This is a genomic window from Allgaiera indica (assembly GCF_900106675.1).
In the GTDB taxonomy this organism is placed as follows: Bacteria; Pseudomonadota; Alphaproteobacteria; order Rhodobacterales; family Rhodobacteraceae; genus Acidimangrovimonas; species Acidimangrovimonas indica.
The window spans coordinates 1-18,491 of sequence record NZ_FNOB01000021.1; the positions used below are offsets into that span (position 1 = coordinate 1).

16 protein-coding genes and 1 pseudogene are annotated in these 18,491 nt (G+C 67.9%); 7 read left to right on the forward strand and 10 right to left on the reverse strand.

What is annotated here, in order from left to right:
- From BLV97_RS16055 to BLV97_RS22010, 3 genes and pseudogenes are all read left to right on the forward strand, one after another.
- Positions 1 to 423, forward strand: a pseudogene (locus BLV97_RS16055) (transposase); the annotation flags it as partial.
- 37 nt (positions 424 to 460) lie between these two features.
- Complete coding sequence (locus BLV97_RS22005) at positions 461 to 625, forward strand: ATP-binding cassette domain-containing protein (RefSeq protein ID WP_280138206.1); 165 nt, start codon at positions 461 to 463, stop codon at positions 623 to 625.
- A gap of 30 nt (positions 626 to 655) precedes the next feature.
- The gene (locus BLV97_RS22010) at positions 656 to 805 is read left to right on the forward strand and encodes a hypothetical protein (RefSeq protein WP_210184802.1); all 150 of its coding nucleotides are present in this window, start codon (positions 656 to 658) and stop codon (positions 803 to 805) included.
- 52 nt (positions 806 to 857) lie between these two features.
- Here BLV97_RS22010 and nagA read toward each other — a convergent pair whose 3' ends face one another.
- The 5 genes from nagA to BLV97_RS16085 form a co-directional block, all read right to left on the reverse strand.
- Positions 858 to 2,015, reverse strand: a complete 1,158-nt coding sequence (gene nagA, locus BLV97_RS16065) for an N-acetylglucosamine-6-phosphate deacetylase (RefSeq protein ID WP_373296466.1) — start codon at positions 2,013 to 2,015, stop codon at positions 858 to 860.
- 109 nt (positions 2,016 to 2,124) lie between these two features.
- Positions 2,125 to 2,442 carry a UTRA domain-containing protein gene (locus BLV97_RS16070; RefSeq protein ID WP_035838200.1) on the reverse strand — a complete coding sequence of 106 codons (318 nt, stop codon included), beginning with the start codon at positions 2,440 to 2,442 and terminating at the stop codon, positions 2,125 to 2,127.
- Positions 2,443 to 2,574: 132 nt separating this feature from the next.
- Positions 2,575 to 3,783, reverse strand: a complete 1,209-nt coding sequence (locus tag BLV97_RS16075; RefSeq protein ID WP_051645838.1) for an MFS transporter — start codon at positions 3,781 to 3,783, stop codon at positions 2,575 to 2,577.
- A 113-nt stretch (positions 3,784 to 3,896) separates the two neighbouring features.
- Positions 3,897 to 4,964, reverse strand: coding sequence for a methylglyoxal synthase (locus BLV97_RS16080; RefSeq protein WP_035838202.1), 1,068 nt, complete (start codon positions 4,962 to 4,964; stop codon positions 3,897 to 3,899).
- Positions 4,965 to 5,078: 114 nt separating this feature from the next.
- Complete coding sequence (locus BLV97_RS16085) at positions 5,079 to 6,626, reverse strand: trimethylamine methyltransferase family protein (protein WP_035838204.1); 1,548 nt, start codon at positions 6,624 to 6,626, stop codon at positions 5,079 to 5,081.
- A 161-nt stretch (positions 6,627 to 6,787) separates the two neighbouring features.
- Between BLV97_RS16085 and guaA the strand changes: the two genes are divergently transcribed.
- Complete coding sequence (gene guaA, locus BLV97_RS16090) at positions 6,788 to 8,353, forward strand: glutamine-hydrolyzing GMP synthase (RefSeq protein WP_035838206.1); 1,566 nt, start codon at positions 6,788 to 6,790, stop codon at positions 8,351 to 8,353.
- Positions 8,354 to 8,546: 193 nt separating this feature from the next.
- Here guaA and BLV97_RS16095 read toward each other — a convergent pair whose 3' ends face one another.
- The 4 genes from BLV97_RS16095 to purB form a co-directional block, all read right to left on the reverse strand.
- Positions 8,547 to 8,924: a hypothetical protein gene (locus BLV97_RS16095; RefSeq protein WP_035838208.1), complete on the reverse strand. Its 378-nt coding sequence runs from the start codon at positions 8,922 to 8,924 to the stop codon at positions 8,547 to 8,549.
- Between the two features lie 406 nt (positions 8,925 to 9,330).
- Positions 9,331 to 10,407 (reverse strand): flagellar motor switch protein FliG, encoded by a 1,077-nt coding sequence (locus tag BLV97_RS16100; RefSeq protein WP_035838218.1) that lies wholly within the window; start codon positions 10,405 to 10,407, stop codon positions 9,331 to 9,333.
- A gap of 58 nt (positions 10,408 to 10,465) precedes the next feature.
- Positions 10,466 to 10,621 (reverse strand): hypothetical protein, encoded by a 156-nt coding sequence (locus BLV97_RS21255; RefSeq protein WP_160169142.1) that lies wholly within the window; start codon positions 10,619 to 10,621, stop codon positions 10,466 to 10,468.
- A 134-nt stretch (positions 10,622 to 10,755) separates the two neighbouring features.
- Positions 10,756 to 12,063, reverse strand: coding sequence for an adenylosuccinate lyase (gene purB, locus BLV97_RS16105; RefSeq protein WP_035838220.1), 1,308 nt, complete (start codon positions 12,061 to 12,063; stop codon positions 10,756 to 10,758).
- A gap of 73 nt (positions 12,064 to 12,136) precedes the next feature.
- Between purB and BLV97_RS16110 the strand changes: the two genes are divergently transcribed.
- The 3 genes from BLV97_RS16110 to BLV97_RS16120 all read left to right on the forward strand — a co-directional run bounded on the left by BLV97_RS16110 (position 12,137) and on the right by BLV97_RS16120 (position 15,821).
- Positions 12,137 to 12,550, forward strand: a complete 414-nt coding sequence (locus BLV97_RS16110; protein WP_035838210.1) for a DUF6314 family protein — start codon at positions 12,137 to 12,139, stop codon at positions 12,548 to 12,550.
- A gap of 136 nt (positions 12,551 to 12,686) precedes the next feature.
- Entirely contained in the window at positions 12,687 to 15,104 is a 2,418-nt protein-coding gene (locus BLV97_RS16115; protein WP_035838212.1) for a GcvT family protein, read from the forward strand.
- Positions 15,105 to 15,209: 105 nt separating this feature from the next.
- A complete protein-coding gene (locus BLV97_RS16120) occupies positions 15,210 to 15,821 on the forward strand; it encodes a nucleotidyltransferase family protein (protein ID WP_035838214.1) in 612 nt (203 codons plus the stop codon).
- Between the two features lie 219 nt (positions 15,822 to 16,040).
- On the opposite strand, the gene BLV97_RS16125 is transcribed toward BLV97_RS16120, so the two are convergent.
- A complete protein-coding gene (locus BLV97_RS16125) occupies positions 16,041 to 17,876 on the reverse strand; it encodes a Hint domain-containing protein (RefSeq protein WP_092164151.1) in 1,836 nt (611 codons plus the stop codon).
- Positions 17,877 to 18,491: the final 615 nt, after the last annotated feature.

Genomic DNA, 18,491 nt, shown 5'->3' on the forward strand with positions numbered 1-18,491 from the left:
ATCAGGAGATCGGCAGCGTCACGGCAGATGGCGCGTATGACCCCCGGAAATGCCATGACGCCATCGCCGGCCGCGGCGCTCATGCCGTCATTCCGCCCCGCGGGAACGCCAAGCCCCGGAAGCTGATCACTGCCGGTGCCAGGGCACGCAATGAGGCCCTGCGCGCCGCGAGATACCCTGACCGGGCACTCTGACGACGATGGAGCAGAGATCACCGCCGAAGCCGCGTCGAGATAAGAGCCGGATCAGAAAACGATCCCCGGGGATCGTTTTTGCGGCGATTGGATGCACTGCGTGAAACTGCTGGGCCAGCGGCTCATGGCCCGGGACTTCGATCGGCAGGTCGCCGAGATCCAGGCCCGCATTGCCATCCTGAACGGCTACCCCGCCCTCGGCAGACCCGTCACCGAGACCGTGGGATAAATCCCTCCGGGAAAAGGAGAGCCTCGCCCGTCATCCGATTCGCGCAGCAGAGCCTTTCGCGGGCACCCTTTCGGGGGGGGGCGAGCAGCAGATGGTGGCGCTCGGAAGGGCGCTGATGGCGCGGCCCAGGCTATTGTGCATGGACGAGCCTTCGATGGGCCTGTCGCCGGCCTATGTGGAACAGGTCTTCGACATCATCTAGACCATCGCCGCGCAGGGCACGACGATCTTCATGGTCGAGCAGAACGCCAGTATGGCGCTGTCGATCGCGACACGGGCCTACGTGCTGCAGACCGGTCAGGTGGTGCTGTCGGGGTCGGCCGCCGAGATGCGCGAGAACGACATGATCAGGCACGCCTATCTGGGCGAGTTGAAGACCTGAGGCCGCGGCCGGGCGGCGCCGGGCGGCCTTGCGCCGCGCGGCACCGAGCCCGCTAGACAACCGCCCGGCCGGCGATCCAGGTGCCCTTCAGCGCCAGATCCGCGTCCAGATGCACGAAATCGGCGCGCGTTCCGGGCGTCAGCCTGCCGCGCTGGCCCGACAGACCGACGCAGGCGGCGGGCAGGCTGGTCGCCATCGCCAATGCCGGGGCCAGGTCCAGCCCGCCCGCGCGATGAATGTTGGCCACCGCCTGCGGTAAGGTGATGTCGGCCCCCGCCAGCGTGCCGTTCGCCAGCGTCAGCCGGCCCGCGCCCTCGCCCGTCTCACGCCGGATCTCACGCCCGCCCAAGGTGAAGCTTTCCAGGTCGGTCCCGGCCACGGCCATCGCGTCGCTGACCAGAAACAGCCTGCCCGGCCCGCGCTTGGCCGCCAACGCGATGCGCAGCGCCTCGGGGGCGACATGCACCAGATCTGCGATCAGCCCGGCCCAGACCTCGCCCTCGTCCAGCGCCGCCCCGACCAGGCCCGGCGCGCGATGCGACAGCCCGCTCATGGCGTTGAACAGATGGGTGACGCCGCGCGCCCCGGCGGCGAAGGCCGCGCGCGCCTCTTCCAGCGTGCAGTCGCTATGGCCCAGGGCTACGGTGACCCCCGCCCGCGCCAGCCGCGCGATCTGGTCGGGCGTCGCGGCCGAGGGCGCCACCGTCACCATCAGCGCCGGCATCCGCGCGGCGGCCGCGCAGATCATCTGCAAATCGTCCTCGTCCATCGGGCGGATCAGATCGGCGGCATGGGCGCCGTTGCGGCGCGGGTCGATATGGGGGCCTTCCAGATGCAGGCCAAGGAAACCCGGAACCCCGGCGCGCGCGGCGGCGACGCCGGCCTCCAGCACGGCGCGGGTGACAGCGCGCGGCGCGGTGATCAACGTGGGCAGCAGGCCGGTGCTGCCCAGCCGCGCATGGGCGGCGCAGATCGTCCTGATTTCCTCCGCCGGGTTCCGCGCGCCCAGCATCACCCCGCCGCCGCCGTTGACCTGCAGATCGATCATCCCCGGCGCCAGTACGCCCCCGTCCAGCGCCACGCCACGTCCCGGCGGGGCGGCGACCTCGGGCAGGATCGCCGCGACATGGCCGGCCTCGACAACCAGCGCCATGCCGTCGTGAAGGCGCTCGCCGTCGAATATCCGCGCGCCGCTGTAGATCGTAAGCACCGTCATCCCCGCCCCTTTGCGCATTTGCGGTGCCGCGCCGTCGCCGGGCGGCCGCCAGCGTCAATGGCCGCGAAGGCCTTGCTCCGCCATCGTTTCCGCGAAATCCCGGTCACGCCGCGCCTCCGACGGTTTCGACCGACGGGCCCAATGCGTCCACGATATCATGGACATCGCAGCAATAGACGGAATCGACGATCTCGACCACCCGCGCCGAAGCAAGGAAGCAGGTCCGCTCGACCCTCAGCCCGGCGGCGCCCCGCGGCAATTGCAAAGGCCGCGCCCCGCCGACATCGACGGCCAAGATCCGCTGCACCGCCCGCACCGGGCGCAGCCCCCGGGGGCCGAGATGGTCAGAAAGCGAATTGCGCAAAGCCGTGGGCGCGTAGATCTCTGACCCGGCGGGGCCGGTCTGCGCCTCCTGGTCCATCACCTGTCCTTCGTGCCATCGCTCCGACCGGGCGCGCCACGGTTGGCGCCGGCTTGGATCACACGGACGATACCAAGTTGGCCCCTGAAGAAAAGCCCCGGCGGGCCAGAGCGCCTGCACGACCGGACAGGCCTAGCTTGCCGCGCGGCGTTCGGTGGCGAAATAGGCCAGCGCGGCCAGCGGCACGATCACTCCGATCAGCACCACGCGGGGCCAGCCGCCGCTGGCATAGGCCCAGCCGCCGACGCCCGAGGCCAGCGCGCCGCCCATGAAGAAGGTGGCCATGTAGATGCCGTTGATCCGGGCGCGCAGATCGGGGTGCAGCACGAACAGCATCCGCTGGCTGATGACCATGTTGGCGGTGGTGCAGAAGTCGATCATCACCGCCGCCGCGACCAGGATCCCCAGCCCCAGCGCCGTACCATGCGGCGCCGCCAGCGTCGCCAGCACCGCAAGCCCTGCCCCCAGCATTGCCGCCACCGTGCCGGGCTGGCCTAGCCCCCGGTCGGCCAGCCAGCCCGCGATCGGCGCCGAGACCGCACCCGAAACCCCCGCCAGCGCGAACAGCGCCACGCCATTCTGGCTAAGCCCATAGGCGGGCCCAAGCAGCAGAAGCGGCACGCAGGTCCAAAACAGCGTGAAAACCCCGAACATTGCCGCCTGATACAGCGCCCGGCGGCGCAGCACCGGTTCGTCGCGCACCAGACGCCCCATCGAGACCAGCAGTTCCGCATAGCTGGGCCGGCTGGCGGGGCGGCGCGGCGGCAGGCTGCGGGCCAGGACGCCGGCAAGCGCCACCATCGCCAGCGACGAGATCAGGAAGATCGCGTGCCACGACAGGCTTTCGGTGACGAAGCTGGCCACCGGCCGCGCCAGCATGATGCCGAACATCAGCCCGCTCATGACATTGCCGACCACCCGGCCCCGCACCGCTTCGGGCGCCATGTGGGACGCATAGGGCACCAGCACCTGCACCGCCACCGATCCCAGCCCGATCGCCAGCCCGGCGGCAAGGAAGATCGCGGCGCTCGGCGCCATCGCCTGCACCAGCAGGCCAGCCGCCGCCAGCCCGATCAGCCCCAGCACCAGGGCGCGGTTCTCCACCTTGTCGGCCAGCGGCACCAGCAGCAGCAGCCCCAGGCCGAAACCCACCTGCGTCAGCGTCACGATCAGCCCCGCCGCCGCGGGCGGCATATGCAGCGCCGTGCGGATCGGGTCGACCAGCGGTTGCGCATAGTAAAGGTTGGCCGCGATCATGCCGCAAGCCGTGGCCAGAAGCAGGGTCAGGGCCGCAGAGATCGCCGGCCTACCCGCCGCCGGCGTGGTGGTATCAGTCGCCATGTCCAAATCCGTGAAAGCTTGGGAAGGCCCGGCAGGACGCCGGGACCCGCCTTACCTAGGGCGCCGCCAGGCGCTGACCAGCCCCCCAGCGGCGAGGATCGCGCCGCCTAACGCTAGCCCTGGCCCCAGAAGGCGGCCGCGACCAGATCCGCCGCCGCGCTGCTGAGCGCGATGGGAATGTCGTGCATGATTGCCAGCCGTGTCAGCGCCTGCAGATCGACATCGCTGCCATGCGGCGACATCGGATCGGCGAAGAAGATCACCGCGTCCAGCTCTGCGGTCGCGACCAGGGCGCCCAGCTGCTGATCGCCACCGCGCGCGCCGCGCTGCAGGCGCTGGATGTTGAGGTCGGGAAACGCGCCCGACAGCAGCCGCCCGGTGCCTCCGGTGCAGACCAGCCGGTGCCCGGCCAGCGCCGCGCGGTGGCGCGCCACCCAGGCCTGCAGATGCGCCTTGCGTCCGTCATGGGCGACCAGGGCGATCTTGCGCGGCGCGGTCGAGGCCGCCTGGGCCCGCGCGCAGCCCCCCAGGATCGCATGGATCTGGCGCACGAAATCGCCGCCGGGCTCGAAGGCACCGGCAAAGGCCGCGGTGCCCACCGTGAACCCCGCCGCACCCGCCCCCGCGACGGTGGCGATCCGTTCGGCGCTGTCGATACTGCCGGCCACGATCACCGGCTTGGTCACCGCCGCCGCCACCCGCCGCATCAGATCCGGCACATCGCCCTGAAAGCGGTAGGCCAGCAGATCCAGCCCGTGGACATGTTCCAGATCCGCCAGCCCGCGGGCCGAGGCGACGATCTCTTCCGCCGGGCCCTCCAGCACGCTGGGATGGCCGGTGATCCGCCCCGGAAAGGGATAATAGCGCAGGGGATGGTCGCGGGTGACCTCGGTCACCGCCGCGGCCCTGGTGCCGCCCAGCAGGCAATCCACGTCCAGATCCACCGCCGCGCGGGCCGAGGCAAGCTCGCTGTCCTCGTCGAGGCTGACGACCTCCAGATAGGATCGTCCGCCCGCCGCGCAGATGGTCTGCGCCAGCCCGCGCAGATCGTCGAACGGCAGGCCGACGTCCTTGAAGCCGATATGGCGTACGCCGCCCTCCAGCGCCTGTTCCAGCCGCGCCCGCGCCTCGGGGATGGTGCGGTCGTTCTCGGTCAGCATCAGGATGAAGTTGAAGGCCATGGCGGCACCTTTTGGTTTGCGCCGCCATGCTACCCCGCGCGACCGCCCGATCCAACCCGGCCCTTCACGCCCGCCCCCGTGCTTTCCGGACCCCGCACCTACAAGACCCCGCGTCTAAAGGAAGGCGTCGGGTTCGGACGCCTTCTTGCGGGCGACGTAATCGTTCAGCGCGTCGTTGACCGCGGGGTCGAGCGCCGGCGCCTGATAATCGCCCAGCATCTTCGCCACCCGGCGCCCCGCCAGCGTCTGGGTGTCGCGCGCGCCTTCTTCGTCCCAGGTCTCGAAGGGCTTGTAATCCAGCATCTCGCTGCGCCAGAAGGCGGTCTTGAAATTCGCCTGGGTATGGGCGCAGCCAAGGTAGTGGCCGCCGGGCCCGACCTCTCGGATCGCATCCATCGCCTGGCCGTTGGTGTCAATCTGAATACCCTGCGCCAGATGGTGCAGCGTGCCCAGCTGATCGGCATCCATCACGAATTTCTCGTAGGACGACACCAGCCCGCCTTCCAGCCAGCCGCAGGCGTGCAGCATGAAGTTCACCCCCGCCAGAAGCGCCATGTTCAGGCTGTTGGCGCTTTCATACCCGGCCTGCGCATCGGGCAGTTTCGAGCCGCAGAAGGCCCCGCCCGAGCGGTAGGGCAGGCCCAGCCGCCGCGCCAGCTGGCCGGCGCCATAGGTGATATGCGCGGCCTCCGGCGTGCCGAAGGTGGGGGCGCCGGAATTCATGTCGATCGAGGTCACGAAGGCGCCGAAGATCACCGGCGCGCCGGGGCGCACCAGCTGGCTGTAGGCGACACCGGCCAGCACCTCGGCCAGCACCTGGGTCAGCGTGCCCGCGACGGTGACCGGCGCCATCGCCCCCCCGACGATGAACGGAGAGATGATCGCCGCCTGATTGGCGGCAGCGTAGACTTCCAGCGCGCCCATCATCGTGCTGTCGAAGGTCAGAGGAGAGTTGATGTTGATCAGCGAGGTCATCACCGTGTTCGCGTCGACGAAATCGGCGCCGAACAGCACCTTCGCCATCTCGACCGAATCCGCCGCGCGCACCGGTTCGGTGACCGATCCCATGAACGGCTTGTCCGACAGCGTCATATGCGCCAGCAGCATGTCCAGATGGCGCTTGTTCACCGGAATGTCGGTGGGTTCGCACACCGTGCCGCCGGAATGGTGCAGCCATTTCGACATATAGCCCAGCTTCACGAAATTGCGGAAATCCTCGATCGTGGCATAGCGGCGGCCGCGCTCGGCGTCGCGCACGAAGGGCGGGCCGTAGACCGGCGCCAGCACCAGGTTGCGGCCGCCGATCTCGACCGATCTGGCGGGGTTGCGGGCGTGCTGGGTGAATTGCGACGGCGCCGTGGCGCACAGCTTGCGCGCCAAACCGCGCGGGATATGCACGCGCTCGCCGCGCACCTCGGCGCCGGCCTCGCGCCAGCGCGCAAGCGCCGCCGGGTTCTCGACGAAATTGACGCCGATCTCTTCCAGCACCGTCTCGGCGTTCGCCTCGATGATCTCCAGAGCCTCGTCGTTCAGAAGCTCGAAATCGGGAATGTTGCGCGTGATGTAGCGCGCGGTTTCGAAATGCACCGCCGTGCGCTCGGCCCGGCGCGCCGCACCGCCACCGCCCCGCGCCCTGCGTCCCCTGACAGCCTCTTCGCTCATGCCTAGCCTCCGCTTCGATGGCCTCCTTTTACCGCTTTGCGCGCGCCGTCATCACCGGATTGCGGCGCCTGAGGCGAAAAACCGACATCCTTGCAGCATGGCCCCCGCAGCGGGCCGCCCTGCCCTCTTGCACCCGCCCGCGCGCGCCCCTATGGGAAGTCATGACCCAGCACGACCGCCTTCTCATCATCGACTTCGGATCCCAGGTGACGCAGCTGATCGCGCGCCGCCTGCGAGAGCTGAACGTCTATTGCGAAATCCACCCCTATCAGAACGTCACCGACGCCTTCCTGAAGGACTTTGCCCCGCGCGCGATCATCTTCTCGGGCGGGCCCGACAGCGTGACGCGCGAAGGCAGCCCGCGCCCGCCGAAGGCAGCCTATCAGATGGGCGTGCCGATCCTGGGCATCTGCTACGGCCAGCAGGTAATGATGCAGGATCTTGGCGGGTTGGTGGAAGCCGGCCAAAGCCACACCGCCGAATTCGGCCGCGCCTATGTGACGCCTGCCGAGCGCCGCGTTGATCTGCTCAACGGCTGGTTTATGGACGGCACCGGGCGCGAACAGGTCTGGATGAGCCACGGCGATCACGTCAGCAAGCTGGCCCCGGGGTTCGAGGTCTGCGGCACCTCGCCCGGCGCGCCCTTCGCGATCACTGCGGATCTGGCGCGCAATTTCTACGCCGTGCAGTTCCACCCCGAGGTCCACCATACCCCGAACGGCAAGACGCTCTACGAGAATTTCGTGCGCATGGCGGGCTTTACGGGCGACTGGACGATGGCGGGCTACCGCGATGAGGCAATCCGCCAGATCCGCGAACAGGTCGGCGACGCGCATGTGATCTGCGGCCTGTCGGGCGGGGTCGACAGTTCGGTCACCGCCATTCTGCTGCATGAGGCGATCGGCGATCAGCTGACCTGCGTCTTCGTCGATCATGGCCTGCTGCGGATGAACGAGGCCGACGAAGTGGTCACGATGTTTCGCGACCATTACAACATCAAGCTGATCCATGCCGATGAAAGCGCGCTGTTCCTCGGCGCGCTGGAAGGGGTTTCCGACCCCGAGGTCAAGCGCAAGACGATCGGCCGGCTGTTCATCGACGTGTTCCAGAAATACGCCGCCCAGATCGAGGGCGCCGAATATCTGGCGCAGGGCACGCTATACCCGGATGTGATTGAATCGGTGTCGTTTTCCGGCGGCCCTTCGGTCACGATCAAGTCCCACCACAATGTCGGCGGCCTGCCCGAGAAGATGGGGCTGAAACTGGTCGAGCCGCTGCGCGAACTGTTCAAGGATGAGGTCCGCGCGCTGGGCCGCGAGCTTGGCCTGCCCGACAGTTTCATCGGCCGCCACCCCTTTCCCGGCCCCGGCCTGGCGATCCGATGCCCCGGAGAAATCACCCGCGAAAAGCTGGAGATCCTGCGCCGCGCCGATGCGGTCTATATCGACCAGATCCGCAAGCACGGGCTTTACGACGAGATCTGGCAGGCCTTCGTGGCCATCCTGCCGGTGCGCACCGTCGGGGTGATGGGCGACGGGCGCACCTATGATTTCGCCTGCGCCCTGCGCGCCGTGACATCCGTCGACGGCATGACCGCCGACTACTACCCGTTCAGCCACGAATTCCTGGGCGAGACCGCGACGCGGATCATCAACGAGGTCAAGGGGATCAACCGGGTCACCTATGATATCACCTCGAAGCCGCCGGGAACGATCGAATGGGAATGACGCCCTGTGATGGGCGACCGGTCCTGCCGGGATAACAGCCCTGACGGGGGCCGGCCGGCGCAGCGGCGCGCGCGCGGCCCTTCCGAAGTGTTTCACCGCAAACACCGACCGCCTTTGACGGATCGCTCCGCCCGGCGGACGGCCAGCGAAACCTGCTTTGTCGGCGCCCCGCGCTTGCGCGGATGCCGGGGCCTTACCCCCCCGAGGTGCTCGCCGTCCCGACCCCCAGCACGGTGACCCAGCGCCGCAGCTCGACCGGGCCCTGCGCGGCCAGGCGCTGGCGCAGCCCTTCCAGATCGGGTGTTTCCGTCTCTTCGACGCGCAGGAAGATCGCGCCCTCTGCCGTGCAGCGCATCAGCCCCAGCCGCAGCCCCGCCGCCTGCAGCGCCGTGCTGATCGCGGCCAGGCCCGTCCAGGGATCGGCGGCCTGCAATTCCAGCTCGTATCCAAGGCGGACCGCGGGAAAGGCGCGCCGGGTGGCGGCGATCTGTTCGGCGGGAACACCGGTTGCCAGGCCCACGGTCTGCGGCTGCGTTGCGGGCAGGGCCACGGTCTGCGGTTGCGCTGTCATCACGTCTCCTTCGCGCCGGGCGCGGATCTTGGGAAGGAAAACGCGGGGGTTTCCTTCGCTTTAGCTGCACTTGTTTCGCGCCCGCAAGCTGATGCTCAAATCGGCGCGTATCTCTGTTGTGTCCTACGCCCCTCGCCGACGATCCGCAAGGGGCCGGATGCCAAGCAAGCGACGCAGGGGCCCTCACCAGAGGCGACCGCTCGCCCCCAAAACGATCCGGGGTCGGACAGCGCAAATCCCCGCCCGGCATGTCGCCGACGGCCTTCGGCACGGTCGGACCGGCGGTGGATGTGGGCGGGGCGGGCCCGGCGGGGCGCGCCGGGCGGCAAGGGCGTTGCGAGGGTGCGGCCTCCGGGCCGGAAGTCAATGGCCGGGGCCGCAGGCGCGCGGCCCGGGCGTCTTGCCGCTATTCCTCTTCGTCCTCGATCAGCGCGATCTCGCCCTGGGCTTCGAGCGCGCGGATCGCGCCGACCAGGGCGTTCATCGCCTCCTCGCCCTCCTTTTCCTTCACCCGGCCGCGCGCGGTGGCTTCTTCGCGCAGGCCGTTCGCCATGCGCTGCGAGATATTGCCCAGGATGAAATCCGCCACCGGCGCCAGTTCGTCGGTCGTGGCGGCGGCCAGCGCGGTGACCAGTTCGGCCTGCTCGATGCCGCGCAACATTTTCGGGACATCGCGCGGCTCGACCCGCTTGGGGATCTGCACGAAGGTGAAGATCGCGCGGCGCACTTCTTCCGCGAAATCCTTGTCCTCGGCTTCAAGCCCTTCGAGCACCTCGTCACGGGTCGCCGCGGCCGAGACATTGAGGATCGCGCCAACCCGTTCGACCGGCCCGGCCGAGAACGCCTTGACTGGCTGCTGATCCAGCTGGCAGGCCAGCGCCTGGCCGATGCGCAGCACGGTCTCGGGGTCGACATTCGCGGTCAGCGACATCGCATAGGCGATGCGCCGCGCCTTGTCCCCCGGCAGGCGGCCCAGCAGATCGGCGGCCCTGGGTACCGGCAATTTCGAAAGCACCACCGCGCCGACCTCGACCGATTCCTCCGAGATTACCGGCAGCAGTAGCTCGGGCGGCAAGGGCGTGATCCGTTCCCACGGGTCACTCGACAGCGCCATCCCCGCCCGGCGCCGCAGCCGAAGCGCCGCGCCGTCGCTGATATGGCCGTCAAGCATCGACAGCGCCCCCTCCAGCCCGCCGGGAAAGGACAGCCCGATCCCCTCGACCGCGCCGAGGAATTCCTCGACCACCGCCAGCAGCGTGCCACGATCGACACTGCGCATCGTGCCGATCTGTTCGGTCAGAGCGGCCTGCAGATCGACCGACAGGCCCGACAGCGGCAGACTGACCCCTTCGGACAGCAGAAGCCGCACGATCACCGCCGCCTTCTGCCGGTTCGAAAGCTGCGCCGGCCCGCCAGGGGGCAATGGCAGACCGCCACCGACCGCCGGGGCATCAAGGTTAAGTTGGGCAAGCGCCTGAGACACCACATCCTCCGATTCCGTTGGCACAGAGGATGGCATGCACCGGTTAAGGCCGGCTTACCTAGCTGCCGGTCTTGGGCAGGCAGGAATGGGTGGCGGCGTCATAGCTTTGGCCCGCCCCGCAGGCGGCGGCCTCATGGCGTTCGCAGGCCATGGCGGGGGCGGCCAGCGCCCCGAATGCGGTGAGGGCCGCAAGGACAAGCGCGGTAAGCTTCATCTTCGGTCTCCCGTCTGTGATGGATCCCGAAAGAGAACACGAAAACGTGAGTCGCCGCAACTTGCCCTGGCCCCTGCCCCGCCCGGATCGGCGGAGCGGCGCCGACCCGACCCGACCCGGCCCGAAAGGCGGCCCTAGCCTTCGCCGAACACCCGCCTGAAGATCGTATCCACATGCTTGGTGTGATAGCCGAGGTCGAATTTCTCCTCGATCTCGGCCGGGCCGAGCGCCGCGGTCACCTCCGCGTCGGCAAGCAGTTCTTCCTTGAAGTCGCGGCCCTGTTCCCAGACCTTCATCGCGTTGCGCTGCACCAGCCGATAGGCGTCCTCGCGGCTGACGCCCGCCTGGGTCAGCGCCAGCAGCACCCGCTGGCTCATCACCAGGCCTTTGAACTTGTTCATGTTGGCCAGCATGTTGTCGGGATAGATCACCATCTTCTCGATCACGCCCGCCAGCCGGTTCAGCGCGAAATCCAGCGTCACCGTGGCGTCCGGCCCGATCCCGCGCTCGACCGAGGAATGCGAGATGTCGCGCTCATGCCAAAGCGCCACGTTTTCCAGCGCCGGCACCACCGCCGAGCGCACCAGGCGGGCAAGGCCCGTCAGGTTCTCGGTCAGCACCGGGTTGCGCTTGTGCGGCATCGCCGACGACCCCTTCTGCCCGGGCGCGAAGAATTCCTCGCCCTCCAGCACCTCGGTGCGCTGCATGTGGCGGATCTCGGTCGCGATGTTCTCGATCGAGCTGGCGATGACGCCCAGCGTGGCAAAGAACATCGCATGCCGGTCGCGGGGGATCACCTGGGTGCTGATCGGCTCGGGCCGCAGGCCCATCCGGGCGCAGACATGTTCCTCGACCGCCGGGTCGATATTGGCGAAGGTGCCGACCGCGCCCGAAATCGCGCCGGTGGCGACCTCCCACCTTGCCTTTTCCAGCCGGTTCTTGTTGCGATCCATCTCGGCGTAGAAACGCGCGAAGGTCAGGCCCATGGTGGTAGGTTCGGCATGGATGCCGTGGCTGCGCCCGATGCGCACGGTATCCTTGTGCTCATAGGCGCGCGTCTTCAGCGCCGCCAGCACCTTGTCCAGATCCGCCAGCAGGATGTCGGCGGCGCGCACCAGCTGCACGTTCAGCGTGGTGTCCAGCACGTCCGACGAGGTCATCCCCTGATGCACGAAGCGCGCCTCGGCGGGGCCGATATGTTCGGCCAGATGGGTCAGGAAGGCGATCACGTCATGCTTGGTCACCGCCTCGATCTCGTCGATGCGGGCCACGTCGAATTCCACGTCACGCGCTTTCCACACTGCTTCCGCGCTTTCCTTCGGGATCACCCCCAACCGCGCCTGGGCGTCGCAGGCATGGGCCTCGATCTCGTACCAGATGCGGAACTTGGTCTCGGGCGACCAGATGGCGACCATCTCGGGGCGGGAATAGCGGGGGATCATCGGCAAGCCTTTCGTTTGCGGGCGCGCGGCGATATCTAGACTGCGGGTCGCAAAGGGGCAACAGGGGTTCGGCATGCGCGGGTTGGCGGCGTTCGAGGGCACGTGGCGCATCATTCGGCGGATCGACGACCGCCTGGACCGGCAGAGCGGCCGGTTCGAGGGGATCGCGCGGCTGACGCCCTGTGCGGGCGGCCTGCGCTACCGCGAAGAGGGCGTGCTGCGGCTGGGCGCAGCCCCTGCGATGAACGCCACCCGCAGCTATCTGTGGCGCGCCGAAGGGGCCGCGATCGCGGTCCATTTCGAGGACGATCGGCTGTTTCACCGCTTCGATCCGACCCTCGCCCACCCCGCCGCCGATCACGCCTGCGATCCCGACAGCTACAACGTGCTTTACGATTTCAGCCTCTGGCCGGAATGGCGCGCGGTCTGGAACGTCACCGGCCCGCGCAAGGCCTACCGGATGGAAAGCACCTACCGCCGGGGCTGAGGCCCCCGCCCTGGGCGCGCGGCGGCGCCCTCCCCGCCGCCCCGATCCGTCCCTTCGCGACACGATCTGTCGTTTCCCGACATGAATCGCCCCCCGGCGCCCGACACTCTGACCGCGGACCAGATAGGAGACCCTCATGAAATCCCATGCCCGAGTCGTGGTGATCGGCGGCGGCGTCGTCGGTTGTTCGGTGCTTTACCACCTGACCAAGCTGGGCTGGTCCGATGTCATGCTGATCGAGCGTTCGGAACTGACCTCGGGGTCGACATGGCATGCGGCGGGGGGCTTTCACACGCTGAACGGCGATACCAACATGGCGGCGCTGCAGGGCTACACGATCCGGCTTTACCGCGAACTCGAAGAGATCACCGGCATGTCCTGCGGGCTGCATCATGTCGGCGGCATCACCCTGGCCGACACGCGCGAACGGTTCGACATGCTCAAGGCCGAACGCGCCAAGCACCGCTACATGGGCCTCGACACCCGCATCCTTGGCCCTTCCGAGGTGAAGGAATTCGCCGAGATCGTGAACACCGACGGCATCATCGGCGCGCTCTACGACCCGCTCGACGGTCATCTCGACCCGTCGGGCACCACCCATGCCTATGCCCGCGCCGCACGGATGGGCGGGGCCGAGATCGTGCAGCGCAACCGCGTGCTGGAGACCAACCCCCGCCCCGACGGAAGCTGGGAGGTGGTCACCGAACAGGGCACGGTGATCGCGGAGCACGTGGTCAACGCCGGCGGCCTCTGGGCGCGCGAGGTGGGGGCGATGGCGGGCGTCTATCTGCCGCTTCTGCCGATGGCGCACCAATATGTCGTGACTGACGACATCCCCGAGATCTACGAACGCGGCGCCGAATTTCCCCATGTGATGGATCCGGGCGGCGAAAGCTACCTGCGCCAGGAGGGCCGCGGCCTTTGCATCGGCTTTTACGAAAAGCCCTGCGAGGGCTGGGCTATTTCCGGCACGCCGTGGGAATTCGGGCATGAGCTGTTGCCCGACAACCTCGACAAGATCGCGGATTCGATCGAATTCGCCTACCGCCGCTTTCCGGTACTGGAACGCGCGGGCGTCAAGCGGGTGATCCACGGCCCCTTCACCTTCGCGCCCGACGGCAACCCGCTGCTGGGTCCGGTGCCGGGCCTGCGCAACTACTGGTCCGCCTGCGCGGTGATGGCCGGCTTTTCCCAGGGCGGCGGCATGGGCCTGATGCTGGCGCAATGGATGATAGAGGGCGAGACCGAGCGCGATCCGCGCGGCTTCGACGTGGCGCGTTTCGGCGGGTGGACGACGCCCGGTTATACCGTGCCCAAGGTGATCGAGAACTATCAGACGCGCTTCTCGGTGGCCTACCCGAACGAGGAAAAGCCCGCCGCGCGTCCCTTCCGCACCACGCCGATGTACGACATCTTCGATGGCATGAGCGCGGTCTGGGGCCAGCAATACGGGCTGGAGGTCGTGAACTACTTCGCCCTGCCGGGCGAGCCGACGTTCGAGACCCCCACCTTCCGCCGCTCCAACGCCTGGGAGGCCACCGCGCAGGAGGTCCGCGCGGTGCGCGAAGGCGTCGGCATCAACGAATTGCAGAACTTCGGCAAGTATCGCGTCACCGGCCCGAACGCCCGCGCCTGGCTTGACCGGATCATGGCCGGACTGATCCCGCGGCCGGGGCGTCTGGCGTTGAACCCGATGCTGTCGCACAGCGGCAAGATCTATGGCGATTTCACCGTCTCCTGCCTGTCCGAGCAGGAATTCCAACTGACCGCCAGCTATGGCGCGCAGGGCTGGCACATGCGCTGGTTCAACGCCCATCTCGAAGACGGCGTGCAGGTGGAAAATATCTCCGACGCGCGCACCGGCTTCACCATCGCGGGCCCCCGTGCGCGCGATCTGCTGGCCCGCGTCGTCCACAACGCCGATGTCGGGCCAGAGGCCTTCCGCTTCATGGATATCCGCCGCCTGACCATCGGCATGGCCGATTGCCTGGTGCAGCGTGTCAGCTACACCGGCGACCTGGGGTTCGAGATCTTCTGCGATCACATGTCCGTCCGTCACCTGTGGTCGGTGCTATGGCAGGCGGGGCAGGACTTCGGCCTCCGCCCCTTCGGAATGCGCGCGATGATGTCGCTCCGGCTCGATCGCTTCTTCGGCTCCTGGGGGCGCGAGTTCAGCCCCGACTACACGCCGCTTGAGACCGGCCTTGACCGTTTCATCCGCTGGAACAAGGCGGCCGACTGGATCGGCAAGGCCCCGGCGCTGAAGGAAAAATCCGAAGGCCCCAGACGCCGCCTCGCCAACTTCATCGTCGAGGCAGACGATTCCGACGTGGTGGCATGGGAGCCGATCTGGCTCGACGGCACGGTGGCGGGCTACTGCACCTCCGGCGGCTACTCGCACCATACCGGCCAATCGGTCGCCATCGGCTTCCTGCCCGCCGACCGCATCCGCGACGGCTTGCAGATCGAAATCGAAATCCTCGGTGAAAGACGCCCCGCCCGCCTGACCACGCAACCACTGTGGGACCCGGACGCCACCCGGCTGCGCGGCTGACCCCTTTCATTGTTCCCCAAATACGCCGGGGGGTCCGGGGGGCTGGCCCCCCGACCCGCCCAAACATCGCTTGCGCACCCGGCGAACCCCGCCCATGATCGCACCATGAGCGACCTCACCCTCCTGATCCCAGCCGCGGGCGATGCCCGCCGGATGCGCGGCACCGACAAGCTGACGCAAGAGGCCGGCGGCCTGCCGCTGCTTCACCGCCAGGCCAGCGCCGCGCTGGCGACCGGGCAGCAGGTGGTCGTCACGCTGCCGCCCTCGGGCCATCCGCATCATGCCGGACGCCTGGCCGCGCTGGCAGGCCTTCCGGTGGTGATCGAGGAAGTCCCCGACGCGGCGTCAGGCCTGGCGGCCTCGTTGCGCCGGGGCCTGCTGCCGATCGGGGAGGAAACGCTGGGCCTGATGATCCTGTTGCCCGATCTGCCCGACCTGGTCGAGACCGATCTGGAAGCGCTGATCGCGTCCTTCCTGGAACAGCCCGACCACATCCTGCGCGCCACCACGCAAGACGGCCGGCCCGGCCATCCGGTGATCCTGCCGCGCCGGCTGTTCGGGCAATTGGCGCGGCTGAAGGGCGATACCGGCGCGCGCGCGATCGTCGCGGCCGAAGCCCAGGCCGGGCGGGTGCGCCACCTGGCCCTGGCCGGGGACCGCGCGCTGACGGATCTCGACACCCCCGAGGCCTGGGCGGCCTGGCGCGCGCGTCAGTAGGCCGAGCCCCCGGGGAACCGCGGCGCGTTCCCTGTCCCGGCCCGAGGCTACCGCGCCCCTTGGCCCGCCCGGCGCGCGCGGATCCGCCCCCCCCCCGAAACGCCGAAACGGCGAACCGCCCCCACGGTTCGCCATAACGGCTCTAGCCTCACGATTGTCCCACCATTCATGGGCGAGCCGGGACGCCGGGCTGATCAGGCCCGGCATCCGCTGCGTCCGTCACGGCCCCAGCAGCGCCGCCTCATGGCGCTTCAGCGTCTTGCGCGCGGCACCGTAGCCTTCAACCCCCTGGGCGGTTTTCAGTTCGGGGAACAGCTCGAAAATCTCCGAGCGCTGCGAATTGTCCATCCCCTTCAGGGTGACGTCGCCGGGTTGGAAGCTTTCGGTCCAGGCGCCGTTCGACAGCACCACTTCGTGACGGTCGAACATGAAGTGGATATAGGTCGTGCTCAGGCTTTCGACCGCATGGATGCCGCGGTTGTTGACCACATGCTTGGCGGCCACCAGAACCTCGTGCTCGTCGAAGTAAAGCGCGGTGCGCTCGTTGGCCACCAGCAGGCGGTGATTGGGCGAGACCATCATGTCGCGCTCGGGCAGGCTGTCGCCCAACGAGCCGGCGCGCACCAGGATCGGCTGCAGATGCTTGTTGGCGCGCAATTCCTTGCCATCCAGCTTGCGGCGGCCGACCCAGCGGATTTCCTGAATGCCGTTGTCGCGGGTAATCACCTTGTCGCCGTGAACCAGCGATTCCACCGGAACCTCTCCGCGTGGGGTGGCGATCAGCGTGCCCGGGGTGAAGCAGGGGACGCAGTTCTCGATATTCTTGAAGGTCAGATGGCCGGTGACCTCACTCTTGTGGCTGCCGGGCTTGTAGAAGGTGACGGTGCCGTTCTCGGGGTTGTTCGGATCGTAATCGACCGATAGCGGGCCGGAGCCACTTAGATCCAGCGTGTCGTAATCGTTGCCGCCCTCGCCGCCGTCGATGAACATGTCGCCGTGATCCTCCGACGACGGCGCGGCGCCGACATCGAAAGTGTCGCGATCGTCGCCGCCGTAGGCATGCACCGGGGCGCCGCTGTCCAGCTTGAACGTATCGTTGCCGCCGTCGCCCGAGACCGTCGCCGAACCGTCGCCGGCGTCGATCAGCGTATCGTTGCCGCTGCCGCCATGGACGGTGTCATTGTCGTCGAAGGCGATGGTGTCGTTGCCCGCCCCGCCCGAGACGCTGTCGCCCGTCGGTTCGGTGTCGCAGGCGCCTTCGGGATCGACCGCGTTGATCGAGTCGTCGCCGCTGCCGCCGTCCAGCGTATCCGCCCCGGGACCGCCGTCCAGCGTGTCGTTGCCGTCGCCGCCGACCAGCGTGTCGTTGCCGGTGCCACCGTCCAGCGAATCGTCGCCGGTGCCGCCCTCGAGCGAGTCATTGCCCGCCCCGCCATGGAGCGTGTCGTTCTGCGCCTCGCCCAGCAGCGTGTCGTTGCCGTCCTGCCCGTAGAGCACGTCATTGCCGTTTTCGCCGTGGACGATGTCGTTGCCCTGACCGGCATAGACGGTGTCGTCGCCGTAGCCGGCATTGACGAAATCGTCCTGCGACGTGGTGGCGCTGGGCAGGATGGCGTCGTTGTGATCGATCCGGTCGCCATCCGGGTCGCCGGTGTAATTATAGTCGATCACATCGTTGCCCGAGGTGCCGGAAACGATACCGTCGGGCGTGGGCGCCGGGTTGTTGGAGTCAGGCGGGCAATCTTCGCCCGAATGGTCGTCCGACTTGCTTTCGCCGTGGCCGTCGTCGTGGCTTTCGCCGTAGGTGCCGTCGTGGCTTTCGCCGTGGCCGTCGTGGCTTTCACCGTAGCTGTCGTCGTGGCTTTCGCCGTGGCTGTCGTGGCTTTCGCCGTGGCCGTCGTGGCTTTCGCCGTGGCCGTCGTGGCTTTCGCCGTAGGTGCCGTCGTGGCTTTTGCCGTGGCCGTCGTCGTGGCTTTTGCCGTGGCCGTCGTCGTGGCTTTTGCCGTAGCTGTCTTCGCGGTGGCCGTCGTTGTCGTCTTCGTACCGATCCGTCATAGTCCCAAGCTCCCAATACGCCCGGTCCGGCCTCTTGCGAGATGGACCACCTCAACCCTTCCGTCGCCGGCCCTACCCGTGGGTCCCTATGCGACAGTGCCGTCCCCGCGACGGCGGAAGCCGAGCCTGATCGTGTTGGCGAATATCGAAATCCGGGGCGCAACCCAAAGAACACGCCAGATCGGCATGTTAGCCCTCATGGACGGTCATTTGAGATTGGACCCGTCCTGGCAGCTCACGCATACTCGATTTCGATACCCTTTCGGTACCACACCACTTACAGGCCGCCCCCACGGCCAAGATGTCCCCAGTCGGACAAGAATGTATTTACCGTTTGCTGAGGGCCGAACAAAGGGAAAAATGGCGCAACCGTGGCGCAACAAGGGCGCCGCGGCGGCCAATTTGGGCAAGGAAACCAGCCTACGAGGACCACTTCAGGCTGCCGATTGTTGCCTGCTCGACATCAACACGCGAGTGAACGAAGGGCGTATGTGGCCGCTGATTTCGCAAAATAATCCTGCATTTTCACAAGAATGTGTGCGCTCAACGACTGCCGGCCGGTGTGCCTGCCCGCGGCAAGGCGACAAGCGTTTGTTTCCCAGCCTCTCCCAATGC